Origin of the sequence: Paraburkholderia sp. BL9I2N2 (assembly GCF_004339745.1) — a bacterium.
GTDB lineage: Bacteria > Pseudomonadota > Gammaproteobacteria > Burkholderiales > Burkholderiaceae > Paraburkholderia.
Map to the genome: position 1 here is coordinate 2,707,181 of NZ_SMGP01000001.1, position 24,881 is coordinate 2,732,061.

The 24,881-nt window shown below is 64.5% G+C and carries 21 protein-coding genes; 8 read left to right on the plus strand and 13 right to left on the minus strand.

Annotation, left to right across the window (positions count from 1 at the left end; genetic code table 11):
• Positions 1-10: 10 nt before the first annotated feature.
• Positions 11-1,090, minus strand: coding sequence for an LLM class flavin-dependent oxidoreductase (locus B0G74_RS12490; RefSeq protein ID WP_132375060.1), 1,080 nt, complete (start codon positions 1,088-1,090; stop codon positions 11-13).
• A gap of 308 nt (positions 1,091-1,398) precedes the next feature.
• Between B0G74_RS12490 and B0G74_RS12495 the strand changes: the two genes are divergently transcribed.
• Complete coding sequence (locus tag B0G74_RS12495; protein ID WP_132375061.1) at positions 1,399-2,394, plus strand: LLM class flavin-dependent oxidoreductase; 996 nt, start codon at positions 1,399-1,401, stop codon at positions 2,392-2,394.
• A gap of 100 nt (positions 2,395-2,494) precedes the next feature.
• Here B0G74_RS12495 and B0G74_RS12500 read toward each other — a convergent pair whose 3' ends face one another.
• The gene (locus B0G74_RS12500; RefSeq protein ID WP_132375062.1) at positions 2,495-3,646 is read right to left on the minus strand and encodes an alpha/beta hydrolase; all 1,152 of its coding nucleotides are present in this window, start codon (positions 3,644-3,646) and stop codon (positions 2,495-2,497) included.
• Positions 3,647-4,048: 402 nt separating this feature from the next.
• Between B0G74_RS12500 and glgC the strand changes: the two genes are divergently transcribed.
• The 5 genes from glgC to B0G74_RS12525 all read left to right on the plus strand — a co-directional run bounded on the left by glgC (position 4,049) and on the right by B0G74_RS12525 (position 10,265).
• Positions 4,049-5,311 (plus strand): glucose-1-phosphate adenylyltransferase, encoded by a 1,263-nt coding sequence (glgC, locus tag B0G74_RS12505; protein WP_132375063.1) that lies wholly within the window; start codon positions 4,049-4,051, stop codon positions 5,309-5,311.
• A 60-nt stretch (positions 5,312-5,371) separates the two neighbouring features.
• On the plus strand, positions 5,372-6,832 hold the full coding sequence (gene glgA, locus B0G74_RS12510) for a glycogen synthase GlgA (protein WP_132375064.1): 1,461 nt from the start codon (positions 5,372-5,374) through the stop codon (positions 6,830-6,832).
• A gap of 294 nt (positions 6,833-7,126) precedes the next feature.
• On the plus strand, positions 7,127-7,993 hold the full coding sequence (gene pdxY, locus B0G74_RS12515; RefSeq protein WP_132375065.1) for a pyridoxal kinase PdxY: 867 nt from the start codon (positions 7,127-7,129) through the stop codon (positions 7,991-7,993).
• Positions 7,994-8,224: 231 nt separating this feature from the next.
• Positions 8,225-8,686: a hypothetical protein gene (locus B0G74_RS12520; protein ID WP_132375066.1), complete on the plus strand. Its 462-nt coding sequence runs from the start codon at positions 8,225-8,227 to the stop codon at positions 8,684-8,686.
• Between the two features lie 427 nt (positions 8,687-9,113).
• On the plus strand, positions 9,114-10,265 hold the full coding sequence (locus B0G74_RS12525) for a branched-chain amino acid ABC transporter substrate-binding protein (protein ID WP_132375067.1): 1,152 nt from the start codon (positions 9,114-9,116) through the stop codon (positions 10,263-10,265).
• Between the two features lie 55 nt (positions 10,266-10,320).
• Here the strand turns inward: B0G74_RS12525 and B0G74_RS12530 are convergent, their stop codons facing one another.
• Together B0G74_RS12530 and B0G74_RS12535 are read right to left on the minus strand one after the other, a co-directional pair.
• Positions 10,321-12,234, minus strand: a complete 1,914-nt coding sequence (locus B0G74_RS12530) for a DUF3857 domain-containing protein (protein ID WP_132375068.1) — start codon at positions 12,232-12,234, stop codon at positions 10,321-10,323.
• Positions 12,231-13,226, minus strand: a complete 996-nt coding sequence (locus B0G74_RS12535) for an AraC family transcriptional regulator (RefSeq protein ID WP_132375069.1) — start codon at positions 13,224-13,226, stop codon at positions 12,231-12,233. The genes B0G74_RS12530 and B0G74_RS12535 overlap by 4 nt, the downstream gene beginning before the upstream one ends.
• Positions 13,227-13,334: 108 nt before the next feature.
• Here B0G74_RS12535 and B0G74_RS12540 point away from each other — a divergent pair, with 108 nt between their 5' ends.
• Positions 13,335-13,895: a hypothetical protein gene (locus tag B0G74_RS12540; RefSeq protein WP_132375070.1), complete on the plus strand. Its 561-nt coding sequence runs from the start codon at positions 13,335-13,337 to the stop codon at positions 13,893-13,895.
• A gap of 27 nt (positions 13,896-13,922) precedes the next feature.
• On the opposite strand, the gene B0G74_RS12545 is transcribed toward B0G74_RS12540, so the two are convergent.
• A complete protein-coding gene (locus B0G74_RS12545) occupies positions 13,923-14,588 on the minus strand; it encodes a hypothetical protein (protein ID WP_132375071.1) in 666 nt (221 codons plus the stop codon).
• A gap of 335 nt (positions 14,589-14,923) precedes the next feature.
• Here B0G74_RS12545 and B0G74_RS45735 point away from each other — a divergent pair, with 335 nt between their 5' ends.
• On the plus strand, positions 14,924-15,061 hold the full coding sequence (locus B0G74_RS45735; protein ID WP_165923849.1) for a hypothetical protein: 138 nt from the start codon (positions 14,924-14,926) through the stop codon (positions 15,059-15,061).
• A 255-nt stretch (positions 15,062-15,316) separates the two neighbouring features.
• On the opposite strand, the gene hutG is transcribed toward B0G74_RS45735, so the two are convergent.
• The 8 genes from hutG to B0G74_RS12585 form a co-directional block, all read right to left on the minus strand.
• Positions 15,317-16,132, minus strand: coding sequence for an N-formylglutamate deformylase (gene hutG / locus B0G74_RS12550; RefSeq protein WP_132375072.1), 816 nt, complete (start codon positions 16,130-16,132; stop codon positions 15,317-15,319).
• Between the two features lie 76 nt (positions 16,133-16,208).
• Positions 16,209-17,615 (minus strand): formimidoylglutamate deiminase, encoded by a 1,407-nt coding sequence (locus B0G74_RS12555; protein ID WP_132375073.1) that lies wholly within the window; start codon positions 17,613-17,615, stop codon positions 16,209-16,211.
• An 8-nt stretch (positions 17,616-17,623) separates the two neighbouring features.
• Positions 17,624-18,847, minus strand: a complete 1,224-nt coding sequence (gene hutI / locus B0G74_RS12560) for an imidazolonepropionase (RefSeq protein WP_132375074.1) — start codon at positions 18,845-18,847, stop codon at positions 17,624-17,626.
• 97 nt (positions 18,848-18,944) lie between these two features.
• Positions 18,945-19,574, minus strand: a complete 630-nt coding sequence (locus B0G74_RS12565) for a HutD family protein (RefSeq protein WP_132376935.1) — start codon at positions 19,572-19,574, stop codon at positions 18,945-18,947.
• A gap of 2 nt (positions 19,575-19,576) precedes the next feature.
• Entirely contained in the window at positions 19,577-21,265 is a 1,689-nt protein-coding gene (hutU, locus tag B0G74_RS12570) for a urocanate hydratase (protein WP_132375075.1), read from the minus strand.
• Positions 21,266-21,327: 62 nt separating this feature from the next.
• On the minus strand, positions 21,328-22,023 hold the full coding sequence (gene hutC / locus B0G74_RS12575; protein ID WP_012432558.1) for a histidine utilization repressor: 696 nt from the start codon (positions 22,021-22,023) through the stop codon (positions 21,328-21,330).
• Positions 22,024-22,044: 21 nt separating this feature from the next.
• Complete coding sequence (gene hutH, locus B0G74_RS12580) at positions 22,045-23,568, minus strand: histidine ammonia-lyase (protein ID WP_207915640.1); 1,524 nt, start codon at positions 23,566-23,568, stop codon at positions 22,045-22,047.
• A 370-nt stretch (positions 23,569-23,938) separates the two neighbouring features.
• The gene (locus B0G74_RS12585) at positions 23,939-24,835 is read right to left on the minus strand and encodes a LysR family transcriptional regulator (protein ID WP_132375076.1); all 897 of its coding nucleotides are present in this window, start codon (positions 24,833-24,835) and stop codon (positions 23,939-23,941) included.
• Between the last annotated feature and the right edge of the window lie 46 nt (positions 24,836-24,881).

Genomic DNA, 24,881 nt, shown 5'->3' on the forward strand with positions numbered 1-24,881 from the left:
GCGCCTCCGTTCACGCCGCCACGCGCTCGACGCGCGCGATACGTTCGCGAGTGGCGGGAATCAGTTCACGGCCGTAGTCGATGGCGTCTTCCAGCGGATCGAAGCCGCGCACGAGGAAGGTCGAGACACCAAGTGCGTGATATTCGGCGAGCGTATCGGCCACTTGCTCAGGCGTGCCGACGAGCGCGGTCGAATTCGAGCGTCCGCCGATTTCTTTCGCGATACCGGTCCACAACCGCTCGTCCACGCGATCCGAATCGCCCGATGCCGCGAGCAGCCGCCGTGCGCCTTCGCTTTGCGCGGGCCCACCCACGCCGATCCCTTGCGCCGCGCGCAGCCGCTTCGTTTCTTCGAGGATGTGTTCCGCGCGCTCCCAAGCCGCTGCTTCCGTGGCCGCAAGAATCGGCCGGAACGACACTGAGAAGCGCACGGTGCGGCCGTGCTTCGCGGCTTCCGCGCGCACGCGGGCGACCTGCTCGCGCACTTGCGCCTTCGACTCGCCCCACAGCGCGTAGACGTCCGCGTGACGGCCGGCGATTTCGAGCGCGGGCGCCGACGCGCCGCCGAAGTACACCGGAATATGCGGCTGCTGCACCGGCTTTACTTCAGAGAAGCCCTGTTCGAAGCGGTAGTACTGGCCGTTGTGATCGAAGGGTTTGGCTTCGGTCCAGATGCGCCGCAGGATGTGCAGATACTCGTCCGTGCGGGCGTAGCGTTCGTCGTGCGAGAGGAAGTCGCCGTCGCGGCGCTGATCGGTGTCGTCGCCGCCCGAGATGATGTGGACCGCGAGGCGGCCGCCCGAATAGTGATCGAGCGTCGCCAGTTGACGCGCGGCGAGCGTCGGCGCGACAAAACCCGGCCGATGCGCGAGCATGAAGTGCACCTTGCTGGTCACGCTCGCCGCATGCGCGATCGTCAACAGCGCATCGGGGCTGGTGGAATGATGCGGCACGAGGATGCGGTCGAAGCCCGCGGCTTCATGCGCGCGGGCAAACTGTTCGACGTAATCGATGTCGATGACGGGACCTTGCGCCGCGTGGGTTTCGGACACCTTGCGTGTCTGGATCATGCCGATGAATTCGATGGACACGTGCGTGTCTCCCTGAATGGTTTCTGCCCGGCGGGGCGGTGACGTTGACTGGCTGGATGCATGGGTTTCGTGCGAGGGGTTAAGGTAGCAGCGCGACATGCGCTTGTTAAATATTGATCAGCCATATCTATATCGGATTTGCATGTAACGCTCGGACCCTCTAGCGACGCGTTTTGTGTTTCCAACGCCGCGCGCGAGCAAACCCCCTTTCACGAACGTGGGCATCGCGGCACCGTCAGCAGAAAAGCACAACCTTTGCGAGAATGCCCCATCGCGCGAAAGCGCCGGAAACAACAAGTGAACAGACAATGATCCCCTTCTCGGTCCTCGACCTCTCGCCGGTCACCGCGGGCGCCACGCCGGCAGACGCGTTCAGGAATACGCTCGACCTCGCCCAGCACGCGGAAAACTGGAATTACCGCCGCTTCTGGCTCGCGGAACATCACAACATGACGGGCATCGCCAGCGCGGCGACCTCGGTGGTGATCGGTTATGTCGCGGGCGGCACGAAAACGATCCGCGTCGGCTCGGGCGGCATCATGCTGCCGAACCATGCGCCGCTCGTTATCGCGGAACAGTTCGGCACGCTCGCCTCGCTGTATCCCGGCCGCATCGACCTGGGCCTCGGCCGCGCGCCCGGCACCGATCAGAGCACCGCTCGCGCGCTGCGCCGCGATCTGCAAAATAGCGCGGAGTCGTTTCCCGACGACGTCGTCGAATTGCAGCGTTATTTCGCCGACCCCGTGCCGGGCCAGCGCATTCGCGCGGTGCCGGGCGCGGGGCTGAACGTGCCGCTGTGGCTGCTCGGCTCGTCGCTTTTCAGCGCGCAACTCGCGGCGGCGCTCGGTCTGCCGTTCGCCTTTGCTTCGCATTTCGCGCCGGATTACATGCTCACGGCGTTGCAGGTGTATCGCTCGCAATTCCGTCCGTCGGCCGCGCTCGACAAACCGTATGCGATGGTCGGCGTCAATCTGTTCGCCGCCGATACGAACGAAGAAGCGCAGCGCCTTTTCACCTCGCTGCAGCAGCAATTCATCAACCTGCGACGCGGCACGCCGGGTCAGTTGCAGCCGCCGGCCGAACGGCTCGAGGCGTCGCAGATGGAATTGAACGGCGTGGCGCACTCGCTTGCCTGCACAGTGCTGGGCGATCGTGAGACGGTGCGCGAAGGCTTGAAGTCGGTCATCGATCAAACCGGCGCCGACGAGTTGATGCTCACCGCACAGATCTACGATCACAAGGCACGGCTGCGCTCGTTCGAGATCGGCGCGCAAGTGCGTGAGGAGTTGGCGGGCGGCAAGTAAGACAGGTAATTACGTCAACGAATGTAGAAAGGGCAGCGCGCGGCTGCCCTTTTTTCGATCTGCGAGAGTTTCGATCTGCGAGAGTCAACCGAATCCTGACTCACCGGTTCGCCGGCACCGCCGCGAGACCGTCCAGCAACGCCTTATGAAACGCCTGCGGATCCTGCATCTGCGGCGCATGCCCCAGATCGGCGAATTCGACGAGCGTCGCATGCGGGATCGCCTTCGCGGCAGCCTTGCCGAGTTCCGGGTAATGGCCGATTTTCGCGCGCACTTCGGCAGGCGCGGCGTCCTTGCCGATCGCCGTGGTGTCTTTCTGGCCGATCAGCAACAGCGTCGGCATGCTCAACTGCCCCAGTTCGTACACCACCGGCTGCGTGTAGATCATGTCGTACAGCAGCGCGGAATTCCACGCGACGATCTGCTTTCCAGGACCGCGATACATGCCCGCCAGCATCTGCACCCACGGTTCGTAGTTGGCGCGCCATTGCCCCGCGTAATAGGTGGCCTGCTCATAGCGGCGAATGCCCTCGGCGGTCGTCTTCAGCTCACGCTCGTACCACTGATCCACGGACAGCGAGGGCACGCCCTTCGCCTTCCAGTCCTCCAGACCGATCGGGTTGACCAGCACCAGTTGCTGCGTCTCGCGCGGATACATCAGCGCGTAGCGAATCGCCAGCATGCCGCCGGTGGAATGGCCGATCATGGTCGCATTGGTCACGCCGAGCGATTCCAGCAACGCATGCGTATTGCGCGCGAGCTGTTGAAAACTGTACTGATAGTGCTCAGGCTTGCTCGACTTGCAAAAGCCGATCTGGTCCGGCGCGATCACGCGATAACCGGCGTCGGTCAGCCGATGAATGGTCGCGTCCCACGTCGCCGCGCAGAAGTTCTTGCCGTGCAGCAGCACCGCTGTGCGGCCGTTCGCCTTCGCCGGCTTGATATCCATGTACGCCATATGCAGCGCCACCCCTTGCGAGGTGAAGTCGTACTGCTCGACCGGCGCCGGATAGTTGAAACCCTGCAACTCGGGACCGTAAGCCGTACCGGTATCGCCGGCGGCGCTCGTGGCGGCGGAAACGGCCTGGCTGGCCGGACTAGCCACGCTCGCCTCGCTCCGCACGGCGGCACTCGCGGGCACGGCGGCGCTCGCGGGTGTGGCGGCGGAAGCCGCTAAAACGGCGGGCGCGGAGGTGGCGGCTAGCGCGCAAACGCTCAACGTGGCGAGCAAGGACAGGCGGCGAAAACTCATCGAAGTTTTTTCTAAAGAGGAAACACGGCAGGCATGCGAGGCAAACGCACGGCGAAACCAACGCCCGAACCCGCGGCCGGGAGCGCACGATTCTACGACGCGCCGCCCGACTCTGCTGCCGCCGGCGCCCGCTGACAGCGGCATGGCGGTCGTGGCACGCATATTGCAGCTGCTCACCTCACGCCCTATGTGTCGTGGCGCACGGATCGCCGCGCTGCAAGGGGTGATCGTGCGCAAGGTGGGCGCACGCGCGGCATCCGCACAATTCAGACTACTCCCCCGCGGCAAATCAGTGCTAGAACTAGCAGACGGACCCGCGAAGACGGAGCCGCCTCGCAGCACGATTCATCAGTGGAGAGCAAGCGACCACACCATCCGGGGCATACTAATCAGGAGACAGACATGGACACTCCGGCACGGCTGAACGATCTGCAACGCACTACCCTCGCCATCGTCCTTGCGGGCGGACGGGGCACGCGGCTCGGGCCGCTTACCAACAAACGCGTCAAGCCGGCCGTGCACTTCGGCGGCAAATATCGGATCATCGACTTCGCGCTCTCCAACTGTCTGAACTCCGGCATCCGCCGCATCGCGGTCGTTACGCAGTACAAGGCGCACTCGCTGTTGCGCCATCTGCAGCGCGGCTGGAGTTTCCTGCGCGGCGAGATGGGCGAATTCATCGACTTGTGGCCCGCGCAACAGCGCGTGGAAGGTGCTCACTGGTATCGCGGCACCGCGGATGCGGTGTTCCAGAACCTCGACATCATCCGTTCGATCCGGCCGAAATACGTGGTGGTGCTGGCGGGCGACCACATCTACAAGATGGACTACACGCGCATGATCGCCGACCACGCGGAGAGCGGCGCGGATTGCACGGTCGGCTGTATCGAGGTGCCGCGCATGGAGGCGGTGGCCTTCGGCGTGATGCACGTCGATGAAAACCGCCGCGTGACCGGCTTCGTGGAAAAGCCCGCCGACCCGCCCGCCATTCCCGGCCGCCCGGATACGGCGCTCGCCAGCATGGGCATCTACGTGTTCAGCGCGGATTACCTGTATTCGCTGCTCGAAGAGAACATCTCCACCATCGACACCGATCACGACTTCGGCAAGGACATCCTGCCGCGCGTCGTCACGCAAGGCACGGCGATCGCGCATCCGTTCAGCATGTCGTGCGTGTCGTCGGATCCGAACGTGGAGCCGTACTGGCGCGACGTCGGCACGATCGACGCCTATTGGGCCGCCAATCTCGACCTCGCCTCCACCATCCCGACGCTCGACCTCTACGATCGCAACTGGCCGATCTGGACGTACCAGGAACAGTTGCCGCCCGCCAAGTTCGTGCGCGACATGAAGGGGCTGCAAGGCTCGGGCAATAATCTGATCGTGTGCGGCGGCTGCGTGATCTCGGGCTCGCAGATTTCGCGCTCGGTGCTGTCCTCGAATGTGAAGGTGAGTTCGTTCTGTAACATCAATGAGGCAGTCTTGTTGCCGCAGGTCACCGTCGGCGCGAGCTGCCGGCTGCAGAAAGTGGTGATAGACCGCGGTTGCGCGATACCGGACGGCACTGTGATCGGCGAAGATCCGGTGAGCGATGCCGAACGCTTCTACCGTACCGACGACGGCGTCGTGCTGGTCACGCCGGAGGCGTTGCAGCAGAAGACTTAGCAGACCGGACCGGTTGCCGCCGGCCATCCAACCCGCACTAACAGGACAGAGACGGAGCCTATGACGATTCGCGCCCTGCACGTCGCAAGCGAGCTGTATCCCCTCCTCAAAACGGGCGGTCTCGCCGACGTCGCGGGCGCGTTGCCGCCCGCGCTGATCGAGCGCGGCGCCGATGTGCGGGTGCTGTTGCCCGGCTTTCCGGCGGTGGTCGCCGGCCTGACCGATCTGGCGCCGGTCGCGCAACTGGGCCGCCGCTTCGACGCGCCGGGCGTCACGCTCGAGCGCGGCACGCTGGCGTCGAACGGCCTGGTCGTCTATGTGATCCGCGCGGCCACGCTGTACGACCGGCCCGGCAATCCCTATCTGAACGACGAGCACGTGCCCTACGGCGACAACGCGCAGCGTTTCGCGCTGCTCGGCTGGGTCGCCGCGCAACTCGCCCAGCAACTGGACCCGGCATGGTCGCCGCAGATCATCCACGCGCACGACTGGCACGCGGGGCTCGCGCCGGCCTATCTGAAAGCGGCCGAGCGGCAGCACGGCAAGCGCTTCGCGCGCAGCGTCTTCACGGTGCACAACCTCGCGTATCAAGGCGTGTTTCCCGCGCATCAGTTCGGTCAGCTCGGCCTGCCGGACGATTTTTTCAGCGTGCATGGCGTGGAGTTCTATGGGCAACTGTCGTTTCTCAAGGCGGGCCTCTACTACAGCGACCGCATCACCACCGTCAGCCCGACCTATGCTCGCGAAATCCAGACGCTCGCCCAAGGCGGCGGGCTAGACGGTCTGTTGCGGCATCGCTCGCACGATCTGAGCGGCATCCTGAACGGCGTTGACTACACGGTCTGGTGTCCCGCCACCGATACGCTGCTCGAGAACCACTACAGCATGACGCGGCTCGCCGGCAAACTGGCGTGCAAGGAAGCGCTGCAAAAACGCTTCGGCCTCGCGCAGAAAAGCGATGCGCTGCTGTTCGGCGTGGTGAGCCGCCTGACCGAGCAGAAGGGCCTCGACCTGTTGCTCGAGGCTGTGCCCGAAATCGTCAAGCACGGCGGGCAGCTGATCGTCTTCGGCACCGGCGACCCGGCGCTGGAGAACGGTTTGAAACGCGTCGCGCATACGCATCCCGAATCCGTGGCGGTGGAACTGGGATTCGATGAAACGCTCGCGCATACGATCGTCGCGGGCAGCGACGTGATTGCGGTGCCCTCGCGGTTCGAGCCGTGCGGGCTGACGCAACTGTATGCGCTGGCGTATGGATCGCTGCCGCTCGTGCATAGCGTCGGCGGCCTCGCGGATACGGTGGTGGACGCCTCGCTCGAAAATCTCGCCGACGATCTCGCCACCGGTTTCGTGTTCGAGCGATTCGAACCGAAAGGCATTGGCGCCGCGATCCGCCGCGCCTTCGCGCTGTATGAACGCCGCACCGAATGGAAGGCAACCCAGCGGCGCGCGATGCGCCAGGACTTCGGCTGGGGCGCCTCGGCGGAGCGTTATCTGGCGTTGTATCGCGAGCTGGCCTGAGTTCGAACGGCTGTTGGGCAACCCGGCCACGCCGCTTTTTACGAGCCAAGGACGGCTTCGCAACCGTCCGTCACCATGCTCATGTCTGATGGTTCGGCGCAACAACGCGGGGACGGATCGACTCGCGCAAGGCAAACTCATGTATTGTTTCCTGACGATGCAGAGTGTGCCGATTTCCTGCACCATCTGAAGCAGTCCTGCCGCATGAGGCGTCCGGGTGCTAGCCGGATCGCCGCCGCGGTGCACCCTTCCCGTTTTCATTGATCGCGCATACCCGTTTGCGCGGGCCACACCATGACGAAAAACGTTCTGAGCATCCAGTCACATGTCGTCTTCGGTCACGCCGGCAATAGCGCGGCCGTGTTTCCGATGCGTCGGCTCGGCGTCAACGTCTGGCCGCTCAATACCGTGCAGTTCTCGAACCACACGCAGTACGGCCATTGGACCGGCAGCGCGATCGACGGCTCGCAAATGGAAGATCTGGTCGACGGCATCGGCGCCATCGGCATGCTGCCGCGCTGCGACGCCGTGCTGTCCGGCTATCTGGGCACGCCCGAGCAGGCGCAGTCGGTGCTGGAGATCGTCAAGGCCGTGAAGGCCGCTAATCCGCGCGCCTGGTACTTCTGCGATCCGGTGATGGGCGCCGCGAGCGGCTGCAAGGTCGAGCCGGGCATCCAGGAATTTCTCGTGCGCACCATGCCCGAGATGGCCGACGCGATGGCGCCGAATCACACCGAATTGCAGCGCCTCGTGGGACGCGAGATCGAGACGCTGGAAGAAGCCGTGACGGCATGCCGCGAACTCATCGCACGCGGACCGAAGCTGGTGCTGGTCAAACATCTGCTCGATCGCAACAGTCCCGCCGACCGCTTCAACATGCTGGTCGTCACCGAACGCGAATCGTGGATGGGGCAGCGCCCGCTCTATCCGTTCGCGCGGCAACCGGTGGGGGTCGGCGATCTGACGAGCGCGGTGTTCGTCGCGCGCACGTTGCTAGGCGATTCGATTCGCGCGGCCTTCGAGCACACGCTGGCCGCCGTGAATGCCGTGGTGAAGACGACCTGGCAGGCCGGCCGCTATGAGCTCGAACTGGTGGCCGCGCAGAATGAAATCGCACAGCCGCGCGAGTGGTTCGATGCGTGGGTCGCGGATACGGCGTAGGCGGTGTGTTTCGTGCAGCGCAAGCAATCCGTAATGCGCGCCCTGTGACCGGCCGATTCGCGCCGCGTCGCTCGGCTGTCGACCAGAGTTCGGCGCTTGCGCGCCGACTCCGGTCCCATGCAAGATGCTCGGTGTCAGCCGCCCGTCCTATAATGCGTGCCGCGTGGACGAGGCACCTGCCAGCCCACACCGCATTTTTCAGGCATCCGGCATTCAGCAGACGAGGCATCGATGGACGGTTATATCCGCAGCGAGCGGGAAGAATTTTTTGAGCAGTTGTGCATCAGCGTCGATGCCGACGAGGCGCACGAACAGGAAGCGATCGAGTTCTTCGAGAGCCAGTTCGATCAGGCCGACTTCGATCCCGCGCAGTGGCTCGACATCGCGCTGTACTACTCGCCGGCCGTGGCGCGCGGCATCGTCGACATGGTGACGCCGGACGACAAGGCGCGCAGCAATATCGCCGAAGTCATCGCCGACAATCTCGACATCTCGTACGGCGAGGACGAGTGCCAGCAGTTCGCCGAGACCATCGAGTTCGCGCTGAACAACGGCGTGCCGGTGGACCTCGACCTGGTGCTCGACGGCTGCCAGCGCGCCCTCGACGATCTCGACACCTGGGCCGACGACGACACCAAGGCGCCACTGCTGCGTCTGCGCGAAGAGTTGTTGCGCCAGCAAGGCGAGCATTGAGCGCCTGGTTTTAAGCTCACGACGAGGCTTGAGCTCGGCGCATGGCGCACGGATTCACTCCCGCCGCTTTGCCGTAGTCACATGGCCGGCGCGCTCGCGCCGGTCTCTTAAGCATATGCCGCAATCCGCACCCGCGCGCCGGCGCGGACACGCCGCCAGCGAACGCGCTGCGCCAGCTATGCCGAAATGCTCATTCAAAGTGCCTCGAACTGCCAAGACGACGGCAAATTGGCTTTCTATATTCGCGCCAGATTGACCGACGCTTAAACGCAAATGCGCACAAGTGCGCGCATTCCCGCATTGTTCAAAGCGACCGATCATCCGTAGTCTCTCGATGCGCGCCATGGGAAGTCCATGCTTGCGCGTCGATCCAGCGTTACTGCCTGGCCGCTTTCACAACCTGAAACTGTCGATGGAAGGAGAGACCATGAGTCTTCGCTACACGCTGAAACCGCTTGCCCTGTTCGTTGGCGCTATCTTCGCCATCGTGCCGCCGGCCAGCTACGCCGACGATCTGCCGGTGAAGGTCGGCTTCGCCGCGCCGCTGACCGGCGCCAACGCCGGCTACGGCAAGGACCTGGAGAACGGCGTCCGGCTCGCACTCGAAGAGGCCAACGCGCAAAAGATCAAGATCGGCGACAAGGTGGCCCAATTCCAGATCGTCTCCGAAGACGACCAGGCCGACCCGCGCATCGGCGTGCAGGCCGCGCAGAAACTGGTCGACGCGGGTGTGTCGGCCGTGGTGGGCCACTTCAACTCGGGCACGACAATTCCGGCTTCGCAGGTCTACGAGCAGGCCGGCATTCCGGTGATCGACCCGGCCGCCACCAATCCGATCATCACCGGACGCGGCTTCGCGAACACCTTCATGGTGATTTCCACCGACGCGCAGAACGCCGGCAACGCGGGCGTGTATGCCGTGGAAGTGACCAAGGCCAAACGCATCGCGATCATCGACGACCGGACCGCGTTCGGCCAGGGCGAGGCCGACGAGTTCGAGAAAGCGGTGAAAGCGCACGGCGGCAACATCGTGACGCGTGAGTACACCGACAACAAGGCGGTCGACTTCAGCACGCAGATCACCAAGATCAAATCGACCAATGCGGATCTGATCTTCTTCGGCGGCTTGGACACGCAGGCCGCGGGCTTTGCCAAGCGCATGAAGCAGCTGGGCATGAACGCGCAACTAGTGGGCGGCGGCGGCGTGATGGATCAGGATTTCATCAAGCTCGCCGGCGATTCCGCGGAAGGCGTGATGGCCTGGGAATACGGACGGCCACTCGCGCAGCTGCCTGGCGGCAAGGATTTCTCCTCGAAGTTCAAGAAGCGCTTCGGGGTGGATATCCTGTCCTATGCGCCGTTCGGCTATGACGGCGCATGGGCCGCGATCAAGGCGATGCAGAAGGCCAAGTCCATCTCGCCGAACGACTACCGGCCCACGCTGAAGGCCATCGATTTCGAAGGCGTGACCGGCAAGATTTCCTTCGACAACACCGGCGCGTTGAAGAGCGGCGCATCGACGCTCTATCAGGTCAAGAATGGAGCGTGGGTGCCCATCGTGACCAAGAGCGGGAGTTAGGCGACTTCTGGTCCCGGCACGGGTGTTAATGCTTGCGCCCGTGCTGGCGGAATCGCTACGGGTTCTTCGAATTGGCGACCTTGACCACCAGTTCGGCTTCGAGATCGCGCTCGATCCGCACGAGATCGTCGTGCAGCTCGGCGAATTCACTCGCTGAACACATCTGATGACCAAACGCGGCGCGCAGGTGCCGCCTGACCTGCAAGACCCGCGCGGCCGGATCGTAGACATAGCTGGATGAAAAGGTCAGAAAGCGGTTTTGCACCGCGGTGTCGGACGGCAAATCCGTCACCCGTACGAAGCGCGGCAGCGTCATTTCCAAGGTTTCGTCGAACTCCCCGCCGATGCACGTCCAGGGCTGAGTCCTCGCGGGCTCCGCAAGCCACGCCTGCACCTGCGAGCCCATGCCGCCGGAAAAACTCGTCAAGGCCGGTATCGCCGTGGTGCCGTCGGTCCACACGAAGTGTTCCACCTGTCCCTGCATCGACGTGGAGAACGGTCCATTCGTGGCCCTGAGCTCCGCCGTGCGCAATTGCGTTGTGCCGTGCAAACCCGTCTGCAAAAGACGGTTCGCGGCGATCTGCTGCGTACGTTGCCGCGTCGCGCGCCGGAACGTGTTGCGCTCGATCTCGGCGGTAAATCCCGCGTCCTCCGCGCGGTAAGCGTAATTCGCCGCCCCGCTTTCGCCGATGTCGATCTGCACGCGCGCGCTGCGCTCTCGCAACTGTGTGGCCGGCGTGCGCGACAGCACGCCCTCGCCGACCAGCAACACCGGCCTGTCCATTACGCTCGGCGGCAGATAACCGAAAGCCGTGCCGCCCGCCGTCGTATCCGCATACAACGACAACTCAGGAATCCAGATAATCGCGTGATTGATCGCGCTTGTGCCGTAGCCGGGCACGTCCGGCAAACTGTAGTACGGACCGAGATTGAGCAGCACCGCCTCGCTGCGGATGCCGACCGCGGCCAGCATCGCGCCGTAGAGCGCGACGTGGTCCTTGCAGTCGCCGTAACGATTGCGCAGGATGTCGGTCGCCTTGTGTGGAATCGCCGCCGTTTCGCCGAGAAACAAGGCGACGTAGCGGATATTCAAACGCATCCAGTCGTATAGCCGTTGCGCTTTCACGCGCGGGTCGTCGGTGCCGGCGGTCAGCGCTTGCGCGAAGCGGACAATCGCCGGATCGCTCGCCGTTGCGTCGGCTGCGGGCCCGCGATAGCGCGCGGCAAAACTCGCAAAGTCCGGCACCGTCGACACCATCAGACGGTCGCCCCAGTTCGCGTAGCCGACCGCGCCCGCTTCGAGCGGTGCATACGGCCCGTGCTGATAGTCGAACTCGTAGCGGGTACGGCCGTTTGCCGTGACCGGCGGCACGGCGACGTAGCCGCGCGCGTCGGCGTAGAGCGGCACGTCGGCGGGCAGATCGAAAATCAGGCGCTGCAGTTCGACGGGGTCGCGCGTCGGTTCGACGAGATACGCGAAGGTGCCCGCCTGCAAGGGCTTCGTGCGCGTCTTGCGAAACGCCAGATGCACGCGCGAGCCCGGCTCCACGCCAGGGAAAATCACCGTGCGCAACACGCCGTCCTCGAAACTCGGCGCGCCTGCCGAGCGCGGCTCCTGCACGTCGCGGATCGCCTCGGGACCGACCGGATGCGCGACGCCGTCCAGGTCGATCGTCTCGGCAGCCAGCAACTGCACCTGCTCGATGTCCTTGTTGAACCACACGTAGCGTTGCGCGATATCGTCGACGCCGCTCGTGGTGTTGGCGCGCAGGACAGTGTCGTCGTGTTCCTCGACGGAGCCGTCTTTCTGGATCGTGAAGAGATGGACGTCGCGCTCGATCGTGGAAGGCGCGCGATCGTCGCCGGATGTGGCGGACGCGCTGTCGTCGGCGAACGCGCTGGCGGCGAGGCATACGCCCAGTGCCGACCCGCAGGCCAGCCTGAGAAAAAACGCCACGCAGCGCGTCATGTGCGCCGCGCCCTGCCCCGCGCGCGCCAGGCTCGCGGACTCGAAGCGAACTCCGCGCGAAACGCGTGATTGAAATTCGACAGATCGTTGAAGCCGCAATCGAACGCGATATCGACGACCTTCGCGCCGCCGTCCTGAAGACGCAGCGCCGCGGCGCGCAAGCGTGCCCGCAACAGGTATTGATGCGGCGTCACGCCGGTCACGCGCTGGAACGTGCGCAGAAAGTAGAACTCGCTCAAGCCCGCGGCGGCCGCGAGGCTCGCGAGCGAATGCGGCGCGCCGGGCGTGTCGTCGATCAGCCGCACGGTCTGCGCGACGCGCGAACAGGCGGTGGCGCTAGCGGGCGCAGCGGAACGCGTCAAGGCGCCGGCCGCTTGCAGCGTCGTGGCGACGAGTTCGACGGCGAGTTCGTCCCATGCTGTTGCGGCAGAGCCGCTTACGCCGGCACCAGCACTAGCACCGGCATTCGCTCCAGCGCCGACAGCAGAACCTGCACCTGCATCGGCTCCAACTTCACCCCCAGTTGCACCACCAGCACCGACACATGCACGCGCGATCAACGGCGACAACGCACGCTGCGACGGCAAACGCGCGCGTTTGAATTGCAGATTGCCGCTCGCCAGCCCCGCATCCGCGGCAAGCCGTTCGAAGTACGCCGGCGCATAGTGAAACGCGATGCAACGGTCGCCGGCGCCATGCCGATGCCCGCACTCGAAGCAATCACCCGTGTTGCCGAGCAGCAGCGCGCCAGGCGTGAGCAACTCGCGGCCGGTCGCCTCGCGGTAAGCGAACGAGCCCGCCACCACCATCGCGATGCACACACCGTCGTGCCGCTCTTCGAACGGCTGGTCGCGCGGGCCGAAGGTGCACAACACATCCTCGACGCGCCACCCTGTGCCCCCGGCGAGCGCGCGCGCCGACGTGCCGCCGCGCGCGCCTTCCTGTTCGCGGCGGGCCAGCGCCTGTTGCAGCGTGACGGCAATTTTCCCCAAGATGCACCTCGGCTGAGTCCGTATCGTGGTTTTAGCACATCGGCGGCCGGCGCGTTTCCGTTGGCTCCGCCGATGCCGATCCCGCTATGCACCGAAGGAGCACACACGATGAACCGGCTGGAGTACAACCTGGACAGCGGCTTTCACGCCGCCCTGAGCGCGCCCGCGCGCGCCGCGGACATCGACGCCGCCGACGACCTCTACGGCTGGCTGATCGGCAGTTGGGACATGGACGTGGTGCATTACCGCGTCGACCTGGGCAGCGCGCGCCGTCGCGGCGAAATTCATTTCGGCTGGGTGCTGGAAGGCCGCGCCGTGCAGGACGTCTGGATCATGCCGCCGCTCGCCGCACAACGCGACGCGCCGACGCCCGGCGACGCGATGTACGGCACGACCTTGCGTGTCTGGGACCCGGCGCTGCGGGCATGGCGGGTCACGTACCTCAATCCGCGGACCGGTCAGCGTGACGAGTTGGTGGGCCGCCGCATCGGCGAGCATCTCGTGCAGATCGGCACACACGCCGACGGCACGCCGATTCGATGGAACTTCACCGACATCACGCCGGATTCGTTCCGTTGGACCGGCGTGGCGCTCGCACAGGACGGCGTGACGTGGACGCTCGAGGCCGAGTTTCACGCTCGCCGCAGGAGCTCCTCTCAGCCCACGTAAGCGAGCGCCAGCTCGCGCCTCGCTGCATCACTCCGTTTCGCCGAGTTGCCCGAGCAAAGCCTGCAATCGCTCAACGTGCCTGAGCAGCAGATGCCGGTGCTTTTCGATCTGTTCGAGCCGTCCCGCGAGGTCCGCCTGGATCGGGTCGTCGAGATCGGCAGCGGCGATCACGTCTTCCACCTTGGCACGCATCGTCGCCAGCTCCACCGGCGCGTGAGTCAGATGCCGCTCGAAACGCCGCACGTCCTGAATCGCCACGTCGCGGACTTTGCGGAAGTGCGCCTGACGCCGATGCGCCTCCGCGTCGAGGATTTCTTCCTCGACACGCTTGGCCGGCCCCGGCTGGCCGAAAATCGGCTCGGGTGGCCGCAGCACCGTCTTCTTTCGCACCGGATGCGCCGTACCGCGAAACCGCGCGAGCGGCTGTTCGTTGTCGATCGCCTCACGCGCGTTGGGCGGAATGTCGTGCTCGGTGTGAGGCACGTTCATCCAGCCGCCCGGCAAGCCGGTGACCGCTTCGATGCCCCGCACGAATTCCTCGCTGAATTCGCGCTGGCCGGACAACATCAGTTTCAGATAGCTCGCGGAGAAGGTCATCATGCGCGCGAGTCGCGTCGCCGCGCCGACCTCACGGGTCAACAGCACCAGGTTTGCTCGCCAGACCGGGAGCAGCAATTCGTCGGAATCTTCCATCGCTGGGTCTTCCATCTTTTTGCCCGATGTAGAGATCACGCGCCACTCGCGCGTTATCGTATTGAAAGGGTAGACGCATCACCGCATGGCGCGCAATCCCGAAATGCCACTGCGTGAGCGTCGATCTGTCGTAATTACACGCCACTGCGCCATTGCGCACCATTGCCCGCTATCCATTGCCGGTGGCGGCTCGCGACGATCGACGTTGTGAATTGACATCTGCATTTGTTCAGCGTTCCTCCGCTCTGCCCTCGCGATATGGCATGCTTGCAGGCGGTTGCGGCACGCCCCGTGCTGCACCGTTAGTACCCCAACACTGATTTAAGGATTTTGTAATGAAGAAGATCGTCCTCGCCATCGCCGCAGCCGTTGCAGCCCTGAGCGCCATCGCTCCCGCACAAGCTTATGAGCATCATCATCCGGAGTGCCACAAGGTGCGCGTTCATCATCACTGGGAAAAACGCTGCCATTAAGGGCGGTGCCACGCTCTGACCGGCACGGCACATCGTAAAGCCCCGCTACAGGCGGGGCTTTTTTTCGCCGGCGAGTCGGCGCGGAGCAGGCAGATTTCTTCAACGCGCTATATACGTTCTGCGCGAAAACGGCAGCATGCAATCACGGACACATGCTGTTACACCTTTGCGGTGTCGGCCGACGCGCGCACGGCGCCGAGCAACTGGCGCGGCGCCGTGAATCGCGTGGAAAAGAAGAGAAGATGACGCGCGGCGTCACGCCGTCTTGACGCGCTCCAATGCCTTCACGACCAGCGCTTCCAGCAGAGGCTCGACTTTCGCGGCCAGCGTTTCGTCATACGCATATGGCATATGCTCTTCCATATACGTGATCTGCGAGAGTTCGAGTTGCAAGGCATGCACGCCTTGCGACGGCTGACCATACTCGCGCGTGATATAGCCGCCCTTGAAGCGGCCGTTGGCAACCGCCGTATAGCCGCCGTCGTCTCGCTCGACAATAGCAGCCATATCCTCGGCCAATCCGGCCACCGCGCTCGCGCCATTCGAGGTGCCGAAGTTGAAATCGGGCAGACGTCCCTCGAAAAAACGCGGCACATGCGAGCGGATCGAATGCGCTTCCCACAGCAGCACCTTGCCGTGTTTCGCTTTCAGCGCCGCGAGTTCGCCTTGCAGCGCCTCGTGGTAAGGCTTCCAGTAAGCCTCGCGACGGCGCGCGACTTCCGCCTCGTCCGGCAGATGGCCGTCCAGGTACAACGGCTCCTTGTCGAACGTGTCGACTGGCAGCAGGCCGGTCGTGTCCTGGCCCGGATAGAGATTCGCGCCGTCGGGCGGACGGTTCAGGTCGATCACATAGCGCGCGTAGGTGGGCGCGAGAATCGACGCGCCCATGCGTTTCGCGAACGCATAGAGACGGTCCAGATGCCAGTCGCAATCGTCGGTGCGCTGCGCGACGGGTGTCATCGTCGCCGCGATATCGGCCGGGATTTGCGTACCCAGATGCGGAATCGAAATGAGGAACGGCAGGCTTCCCCGATGCAGCGAGAAAACCGGCGGAGTGTTCGAAGCAGTCATGTCAGTCCGGAATCGATAGGATCGAAGGATCGGTTCAGCAACTCATGCGAGGCGCGCCGGCAAGTCGGCGCGTCATTCATTTGAGCAGGTCCGCCAGCGCCACGCGATAGCGCGCGTACGCGCCCTCTTCATCGCGATGCCTGCGGTTGTCGACGACCTTGTCGCCGCCCGCGTAAACGTCGCGAATCGGCGTTTCGCCATGCTCGCAGAATACAACGCCCGAGAGCCACGCGTTCGGCGCATGCTCGGCGATGCTCGAATGATCCGCGTCGAGCACCAGCCAATCGGCGCGGCGGCCGGCTTGCAGCGCGCCGACGGCTCGGCCCGTCGCGCGCGCGCCGCCTTCGAGCGAGGCGTCGAAGAGACCATCGGCGACGTGCGTGGCTTGCGCCGACGCCAGTACGTTGCGCTGCCGGCGCGTGAGACGCTGGCCGTATTCGAGCAAACGCAGCTCCGCACGCCAGTCGACGCCGATATGGCTATCCGAGCCCACGCCGATGCGCCCGTTCGCGTCGAGATACGCCTGCGCCGGAAAAATGCCGTCGCCGAGATTGGCTTCAGTAGTCAGGCACAAACCGGCGACCGCGCCGCTTTTCGCGAGCGCCAGCGTTTCGTTCGCATCGACGTGCGTGGCGTGCACGAGGCACCAGCGGCTGTCGACATCGAAACGATCGAGCAGCCATTGCACCGGACGCGCGCCTTCGGTTTCGAGGCAAGCATCGACTTCAGCTGTTTGCTCGGCGATATGAATATGAACGGGCGCCGTGTCCTCGATTCCACCGAGTAACGCACGCAACGAATCCGCGGATACGGCGCGCAGCGAATGCGGCGCCACGCCATAACGCAACGCGGCAGTTTCGGGGCGCGCCGCGCGCAACGTGCCGAGCAGATCGAGCAGACTGTCCGGCGTGTTGATGAAACGCTGCTGATCCTCACGCGGCGCGCGCGCACCGAAGCCGCTGTACTGATACAGCACCGGCAACATCGTCATGCCGATGCCGCTCGCGGACGCAGCATCCACCACGCGTTGCGCGAGTTCGGCCTGGTTCGCGTACCGGCTGCCGGTGGGCGTGTGATGCACGTAGTGGAACTCGCACACCGACGTATAGCCCGCCTTCAGCATTTCGATGTACAGCCATTGCGCGACGCTCGCCAAGCCTTCCGGCGTGATGCGTGCGGCAAAGCGATACATCAGATCGCGCCAGCTCCAGAAGTTATCCGTCGCGCCGGCGCCGGATGCGCGATATTCGGTGAGCCCGGCCATCGCGCGCTGAAACGCGTGCGAATGAAGGTTCGGCATGCCGGGCAGTACCGGACCAGCAGCCTTCTGCACGCCGGCGGGCGGCGTCGACGTATCGGGTGTGACGGCGGTGAGCGTGCCGTTTGCGTCCCACTCCAGCAGCACGTTGCGGCGCCAGCCATCCGGCAGGTATGCGTGCTCGGCGAACAGCGATTGATTCGATTGCTTGTGCGGTTCAGTCATCTCAGGCCCTAGCTCAATTCACGCCGCGTATAAACGGTCTCGCCCGCGCGCACGACTCGCGCGCACAGCGGACGTCCAATCCAGTAAGCCAGCTCGGCCAGCGAGTCGACCGACCACACCGCGAAATCGGCCGCGCGTCCCGCTTCCAGCGAGCCGTGCCGATCCGCCTTGCCGAGCGCGCGCGCCGCGTGCGACGTCACGCCTTGCAGCACTTCGGGCACGGTCATGCGGAACAGCGTGGTGGCCATGTTCATCATCAGCAGCAGCGAGGTGGCGGGCGACGTGCCGGGGTTGCTGTCGGTCGAAATCGCGATCGGCACCTGATAGCGCCGCAGCAATTCCAAAGGCGGCAACTGCGTCTCGCGGATGAAGTAGTACGCGCCCGGCAACAGCACGGCCACCGTGCCGGCTTCCTTCATCGCGGCAACGCCGGCTTCGTCGAGAAATTCGAGGTGGTCGGCGGACAGCGCATGATGGCGCGCGGCGAGTGCCGTGCCGCCGCCGTTCGACAACTGCTCGGCGTGCATTTTCACCGGCAGCTTGTAGCGCTCTGCCGCTTCGAAGACGCGCTCGCTTTGTTCCAGCGAGAAACCGATGCGCTCGCAGAACACGTCGACCGCGTCGACGAGACCTTCGCCGGCGAGCGCGGGCAGCATGGTGTTGCAGACTTCGTCGATGTACGCGTCGGCGCGACCGGCGAACTCGGGCGGCAACGCATGCGCGCCGAGAAACGTCGTGTACACGGTGACGGGATAGCGCTCGCCCAATTGACGCGCCACGCGCAACATCTTGCGCTCGCTGGCGAGGTCGAGGCCGTAGCCGGATTTGATCTCGACGGTGGTCACGCCTTCGGCGAGCAAGGGTTCGAGCCGCGCGGCCGACTGACGGAACAGCGAAGCTTCGTCCGCGGCACGCGTGGCGCGCACCGTGGAGACGATACCGCCGCCCTGCCGCGCGATTTCTTCGTAGCTGACGCCCGCCAGGCGCTGCGCGAATTCGTCCGCGCGCTGACCGCCGTACACGAGATGCGTATGGCAATCGACGAGACCCGGCGTCACCCACGCGCCGTGCAGATCTTCGCGCGGCCATGCGGCGTATTCGGCGGGTAATGCGGAAGCCGCGCCGAGCCACACGATCGTGCCGTTTTCAACGGCGATCGCGGCATCGGGCAGCGTATGTTGGGGATCGCCCTGCGGGCAAAGTTTCAGGTGATGCCAGACGGTTTGCTTCATCGCGTGCTCTTTGCAGCTTGTTGCGTGTCTGTGGTGGTTCGCGTGCGCGTGCCGCGACTGCTGTGACATAAGCGGCGAGCACGCACGCGAATCGTCGTCATCGTTGCGTGTAGCGGATGCTGATTGCGAGCAAGGCGCCCGCGCCTTCGACCGTGCATGACAGCGCGTTTGGCGTGTCGATGCGCAGCGTGTCGCCGGTTGCGAGCGACAGCGCTCGCGCATCGCCCGCTGTAACCGACATCGAACCTTCCGCGCAATACAGCAGGACCGCGTCGGCGGAAAGCGTGCGTTGCGTTACGCCGCGCCATACTTCCACTTCACCCTGCGCCGCGTTACGACGCACCATCAGGTTGAAGTCGCGTGTCGCGCCATCGACCAGACGCGCGTCGATCTGCGCCTCGCCGGTGAAACGGGCCATGTCGAGCGCTTGCGTCAACGCGTGCGTCGTTGAACCGCGCGCACCGTCCACCTCATCGAGCAACATGCCCGCGCCGGACAACAACACGAGCGTGCGATCGATACCCGCAAAGCGCGAGAACGGCCCGGCTTGCGCGACATCGGCAACGCTCACCCGCCACACGAAAGCATCGAGCCCCGCGCCTTCGGGAAACGCCGCCACTTCGCGCGTGACGCCGCCGCCGTTCTTCCACGGCGCCGCCACGAGGTCGGCGCCGCGAATCAGCGTGAGGCTTGCCCCGCTGCCGACAGGCGTGCTGTGAAGCGTCACGCTCAACGGCCCAGCATCGGCAGATTGAGACCTGCCTCGCGCGCCGTTTCCTGCGCGAGTTCATAACCCGCATCCGCGTGACGCATCACGCCGGTGGCCGGATCGTTGAACAGCACGCGGCCGAGGCGTTCTTTCGCCGCATCCGTGCCGTCCGCGACGATCACGACGCCCGAGTGCTGGCTGAAGCCCATGCCGACCCCGCCGCCATGATGCAGCGAGACCCACGAGGCACCGCCCGCCGTATTCAGCAGCGCGTTGAGCAGCGGCCAGTCGCTGACCGCGTCCGAGCCGTCCTTCATCGATTCCGTTTCGCGATTCGGGCTCGCCACCGAACCGGTGTCGAGGTGATCGCGGCCAATCACGATCGGCGCCTTCAGCTCGCCGTTCCTGACCATCTCGTTGAACGCCTGGCCCAGACGATAGCGATCCTTCACGCCGACCCAGCAGATCCGCGCCGGCAAGCCCTGGAACGCGATACGTTCGCGCGCCATGTCGAGCCAGTTGTGCAGATGCGGATCGTCGGGGATCAGTTCCTTGACCTTCGCATCGGTCTTGTAGATGTCTTCCGGATCGCCCGACAGCGCGACCCAGCGGAACGGGCCCTTGCCTTCGCAGAAGAGCGGACGGATATACGCCGGCACGAAGCCAGGGAAATCGAAGGCGTTCTCCACGCCCATTTCCAGCGCCATCTGACGGATGTTGTTGCCGTAGTCGAGCGTGGCCGCGCCGCGTTCCTGCAGCGTCAGCATGGCTTGCACCTGCTTGGCCATCGACTGCTTGGCCGGCAGCACGATGCTGTCCGGCACGGTTTTCTGACGCTCGCGCCAGTCTTCGACATTCCAGCCTTGCGGCAGGTAGCCGTGAATCGGATCGTGCGCGCTGGTCTGGTCGGTCACGCAATCCGGCGTGATGCCACGCGTCACACATTCGGCGAACACATCCGCTGCGTTGCCGAGCAGGCCGATCGACACCGGCTTGCCTGCTTTCTTCGCTTCCTCGAGCATGGCGAGCGCCTCGTCGAGCGTCGCGGCTTTCTTGTCGACGTAACGCGTCTTCAGACGGAAATCGATACGCGTCTCGTCGCATTCCACCGCGATCATCGAGAAGCCGGCCATCGTCGCCGCCAGCGGCTGCGCGCCGCCCATGCCGCCCAGGCCGCCCGTCAGAATCCAGCGGCCCGAAGGATCGCCGTTGAAATGCTGGTTCGCTACTGAGAAGAACGTCTCGTAGGTGCCCTGCACGATGCCCTGGCTGCCGATGTAGATCCAGCTGCCCGCCGTCATCTGGCCGTACATCATCAGGCCCTTGCGATCGAGCTCGTGGAAGTGTTCCCACGTCGCCCAATGCGGCACCAGATTCGAATTCGCCAGCAGCACGCGCGGCGCGTCGGCATGCGTGCGGAACACGCCGACCGGCTTGCCCGATTGAATCAGCAGCGTTTCGTTTTCTTCAAGATCCTTCAGCGACTTGAGAATCTGATCGAAGCAATCCCAGTTGCGCGCGGCACGGCCGATGCCGCCGTACACGACCAGCGCGTGCGGATGCTCGGCGACTTCCGGATCCAGATTGTTCTGGATCATCCGGTACGCGGCTTCCGCGATCCATGTCTTGCAGGTCTTTTCCGCGCCGCGCGGTGCGCGGATCGTGCGGGTGGGATCGAGACGCGGGTCGATGTGTTTCGGGTTGTTCATGATGGCCCTCGGAATGCTTGAAGATGGTCGAAAAAGATTCGGGTACGGCAAAAACGGCGTTGTCAGAAATGTCCGGTGAAGCGATAACGGCTGCCGGGATGCCACAGATTGGCGATCGAAGCGACCTGGCTTTGCGACCACGTGCGCCGATGGAGCACGAGGCAGGGTTCGAGTTCGTCCATGGTCAGCAACTCGCGGGTATCGCCATCGGCGGCCAGCGCCTCGATGCGGTACTCGACCCGCTGCAACGGCGCGACACGCACGAGATACTGATTCGGCGTGGTGTTCGTGAAGTCCTGCAGCGCGTACTCGGGCGCGACTGCCGGATTGACCCAGCGCTCTTCGAGTTGCACCGGCTCGTCGTTTTCGAAATGCAGCACACGCGAATGAAACACCGGACTGCCCGCGCTCACCTGCATTTCCTCGGCGAGCGCTTCGTCGGCGATGCTCGCGCCAATGTGCAGCACGTTCGCCTGATAACGATGACCGCGCGCGACGATTTCGTCGGAGATGCTGCGGATCGCCACCAGTGTGGATTCGTACTTGGGACGGGCCACGAAGGTACCCGACCCTTGCACACGCGTGAGCACCTGCTCCGAGGTCAGCTCGCGCAACGCGCGGTTGACCGTCATGCGCGCCACGTTGAATTCGCGCGCGAGCTCGTTTTCGGAGGGCACCTGGTCGCCTTCACCCCATTCGCCCGCATGAATGCGCGCGAGGATGAAGTCCTTGATGCCCTGGTAGGCCGGTGCGTTCATTGGCTTGATGTGCGTTGAGGCTTACTGTTCGGACACGAAGGAGAACGGGCTCAGCTTCGCGATCGTGCCGTCCTGCACGAGGCGCGTGACCGCCGCGATATCCGGTGCGAAGTAGTGGTCGAGCTCGTAATGCGCGACGTCCTTGCGCACTGCGTCCATCACTTTCTGCAGGCTCGGGCTGGTCTTGTGCGGCGCGCGCAGATCGACGCCTTGCGCGGCGGCGAGCAACTCGATCGACAGAATGTTCGCGGTGTTTTCAGCAATGTCGCCGAGCTTGCGCGCAGCGAACGTCGCCATCGACACGTGGTCTTCCTGGTTCGCGGAAGTGGGCAGCGAGTCGACCGAAGCCGGATGCGCGAGCGTCTTGTTTTCCGAGGCGAGCGCGGCGGCCGTGACGTGAGCGATCATGAAGCCCGAGTTCACGCCACCATCGCGCACTAGGAACGGCGGCAGGCCCGACAGCGTCGCGTCGATCAGCAGCGCGATGCGGCGTTCGGCCAGCGCGCCGATTTCGGCGACGGCGAGCGCGAGGTTGTCGGCGGCGAAAGCGACGGGTTCCGCGTGGAAGTTACCGCCCGACAGCACCTCGCCGGTGTCCGGGAAAATCAGCGGATTGTCGGAGACGGCGTTCGCCTCCAGCAGCAGCACGTTCGCGGCGTGGCGCATCTGATCCAGACACGCGCCCATCACTTGCGGCTGGCAGCGCAGGCTGTACGGGTCCTGCACCTTGTCGCAATCGGCGTGCGAGACGTTGATGCCCGAGCCTTGCAGCAGCGAGCGGTACGCCTCGGCCGCGTCGATCTGACCTTGATGGCCGCGCAGTTCGTGAATGCGCGCATCGAACGGCTTGACCGAACCCATTGCCGCGTCCACCGACAACGCGCCCGACACCAGCGCGGTGCGGTACAGGTCTTCGATGGCGAACATGTTGTAGAGCGCGAGCGCGGTCGAAGCTTGCGTGCCGTTCAGCAGCGCCAGACCTTCCTTGGCTTGCAGCGTGAGCGGCTTGAGGCCGACGAGCGCGAGACCTTCGGTGGCCGGCATGCGCTCGCCCTTCGCGAACACTTCACCGACGCCGAGCAGCGTTGCCGACATATGCGCGAGCGGCGCGAGGTCGCCCGATGCGCCGACCGAACCCTTCACCGGGATGACCGGCAGCACGTCGGCGTTATACAGCGTGATCAGCGCTTCCATCACTTCGCGGCGGATGCCGGAATGACCACGGCCGAGGCTCGAGAGTTTCAGCGCGATCAACAGACGCACGACCGGACGCGACATCGGCTCACCCACGCCGACGGCATGCGAGAGCACCAGATTACGTTGCAGCAGTTCGAGCTGGTCATGCGGGATATGCGTGCTGGCGAGGCGCCCGAAGCCCGTGTTGATGCCGTAGGCCGGCTCGCCCTTCGCGGCGATATCGGCGACGGCTTGCGCGCAGGCGTCGATCGCGGCGTGGCTGGCGGGATCGAGTTGCAACGCGACATGTTCGCGAGCGATCTGGCGCAGTTGCGGGAGAGTCAGGTGGCCGGGCTTCAGATTCATCATGGTTGTCGTCCTGTCTATACAATTTGAGAGAAGTCTAGCGACGTCGGCTTGTATATACAACTTGTTTTTTGAGGTTTTGCCCCAGGGGTTTCCATTAGGGCGGGATGCACGCTTGGCTTGGATCTTGCCACTGCGGCGATTTCCGGCGGCCGCGCGCTGCGGATCACCTTCCAGGCGGCGTGGGCCTCAACTTGTATATACACGTTCAAAATGGCAGGCGCGAGACGGACAAAAAGATTTCACTGGCGAACGGGCGCGCTTCGCTGCCTATAAGAGCGTTATAGGAAAGGCTTTTTGTGACGCAAAAAAGCCCGCGTGCTCAGGCGAGCCGCGAGCTCCTTCTTATTGGGCGAGTAATGGGACAGCGTGGCTAAAGCTTCACGCGCGCCGCGATGAAATCCAGGAAGCACTGCACGCGCCCCGCCAGCGACGCGCTCTGGTAGTACACCGCGCTCACCCGCTGCCGCTCGTCCACCAGCGCGTTGCCGAGAATCGGCACGAGACGCTTCTCGCGCACATCGGCCGCGCTCATGAAATTGGCGAGACAGGCGATGCCCCAACCCGACAGCGCCAGTTGCCGCAACGTCTCGCCGCTCGAAGCGGTGATCGCCGGTTCGATCTTCAGCGACTCGGCACCGCCCTTGCGCCCTTCCCGCAACGGCCAGCGATTCAGATGCTCCGGCGCCGTGAAGCCGATCAGCCGATGCTCGCGCAACGCCTCCACCGATTTCGGCTCGCCATATTCGGCCAGATACGCCGGACTCGCGAGCACTCTCAGCTTGCTGGTGCCGAGGGCGCGCGCATGCAGAGTCGAATCCTGCAATTCGCCGATACGGATCGCGATATCCACCTTCTGCTCCAGCAGATCCACGATCCGTTCATTGCTGGTCAGCTCCAGCCTGATCTCCGGATACTGCGCCGAAAACGCCGTCATATGCGGCGCCACGCAATGCAGCATGAAGGGCGACGCCGCATCGACACGCAGGCGCCCCGAGGGCCGCTCGCGTCCGCGCGTGACGGACTCCTCGGCCTCTTCCATCGCGTCCAGAATCGCCCGCGCGCGCTGCAGGAAGGTCTCGCCCTCTTCGGTGAGTTGCAGACGGCGCGTCGTGCGCCGCACCAGCGCGGTATCGAGTTTCTTTTCGAGGCGCGTGAGCGCGCGGCTCACGCCGGAGACGGTTTGGCCCAATTTCTCCGCAGCCGCGGTGATCGAGCCGCTGTCGATCACCGTGACGAACACCAGCAACTCGTCGGTGGATGTTTTCATTGTTGATTTCAAATCAAGATTGATTTGAGACTAACACGGTTTTTGC

Excerpts from the sequence above, each read along its gene's own strand:
- B0G74_RS12585 (WP_132375076.1), bottom strand. The coding sequence starts at position 24,835 with ATGAAAACATCCACCGACGAGTTGCTGGTGTTCGTCACGGTGATCGAC.
- B0G74_RS12520 (WP_132375066.1), top strand. The coding sequence starts at position 8,225 with ATGGACGGTTATATCCGCAGCGAGCGGGAAGAATTTTTTGAGCAGTTG.
- B0G74_RS12495 (WP_132375061.1), top strand. The coding sequence starts at position 1,399 with ATGATCCCCTTCTCGGTCCTCGACCTCTCGCCGGTCACCGCGGGCGCC.
- B0G74_RS12545 (WP_132375071.1), bottom strand. The coding sequence starts at position 14,588 with ATGGAAGATTCCGACGAATTGCTGCTCCCGGTCTGGCGAGCAAACCTG.
- hutI (WP_132375074.1), bottom strand. The coding sequence starts at position 18,847 with ATGAAGCAAACCGTCTGGCATCACCTGAAACTTTGCCCGCAGGGCGAT.
- B0G74_RS12530 (WP_132375068.1), bottom strand. The coding sequence starts at position 12,234 with ATGACGCGCTGCGTGGCGTTTTTTCTCAGGCTGGCCTGCGGGTCGGCA.
- B0G74_RS12500 (WP_132375062.1), bottom strand. The coding sequence starts at position 3,646 with ATGAGTTTTCGCCGCCTGTCCTTGCTCGCCACGTTGAGCGTTTGCGCG.
- B0G74_RS12555 (WP_132375073.1), bottom strand. The coding sequence starts at position 17,615 with ATGACTGAACCGCACAAGCAATCGAATCAATCGCTGTTCGCCGAGCAC.
- glgC (WP_132375063.1), top strand. The coding sequence starts at position 4,049 with ATGGACACTCCGGCACGGCTGAACGATCTGCAACGCACTACCCTCGCC.
- B0G74_RS12540 (WP_132375070.1), top strand. The coding sequence starts at position 13,335 with ATGAACCGGCTGGAGTACAACCTGGACAGCGGCTTTCACGCCGCCCTG.
- hutU (WP_132375075.1), bottom strand. The coding sequence starts at position 21,265 with ATGAACAACCCGAAACACATCGACCCGCGTCTCGATCCCACCCGCACG.
- B0G74_RS12525 (WP_132375067.1), top strand. The coding sequence starts at position 9,114 with ATGAGTCTTCGCTACACGCTGAAACCGCTTGCCCTGTTCGTTGGCGCT.
- B0G74_RS45735 (WP_165923849.1), top strand. The coding sequence starts at position 14,924 with ATGAAGAAGATCGTCCTCGCCATCGCCGCAGCCGTTGCAGCCCTGAGC.
- hutG (WP_132375072.1), bottom strand. The coding sequence starts at position 16,132 with ATGACTGCTTCGAACACTCCGCCGGTTTTCTCGCTGCATCGGGGAAGC.
- hutC (WP_012432558.1), bottom strand. The coding sequence starts at position 22,023 with ATGAACGCACCGGCCTACCAGGGCATCAAGGACTTCATCCTCGCGCGC.
- glgA (WP_132375064.1), top strand. The coding sequence starts at position 5,372 with ATGACGATTCGCGCCCTGCACGTCGCAAGCGAGCTGTATCCCCTCCTC.
- hutH (WP_207915640.1), bottom strand. The coding sequence starts at position 23,568 with ATGATGAATCTGAAGCCCGGCCACCTGACTCTCCCGCAACTGCGCCAG.
- pdxY (WP_132375065.1), top strand. The coding sequence starts at position 7,127 with ATGACGAAAAACGTTCTGAGCATCCAGTCACATGTCGTCTTCGGTCAC.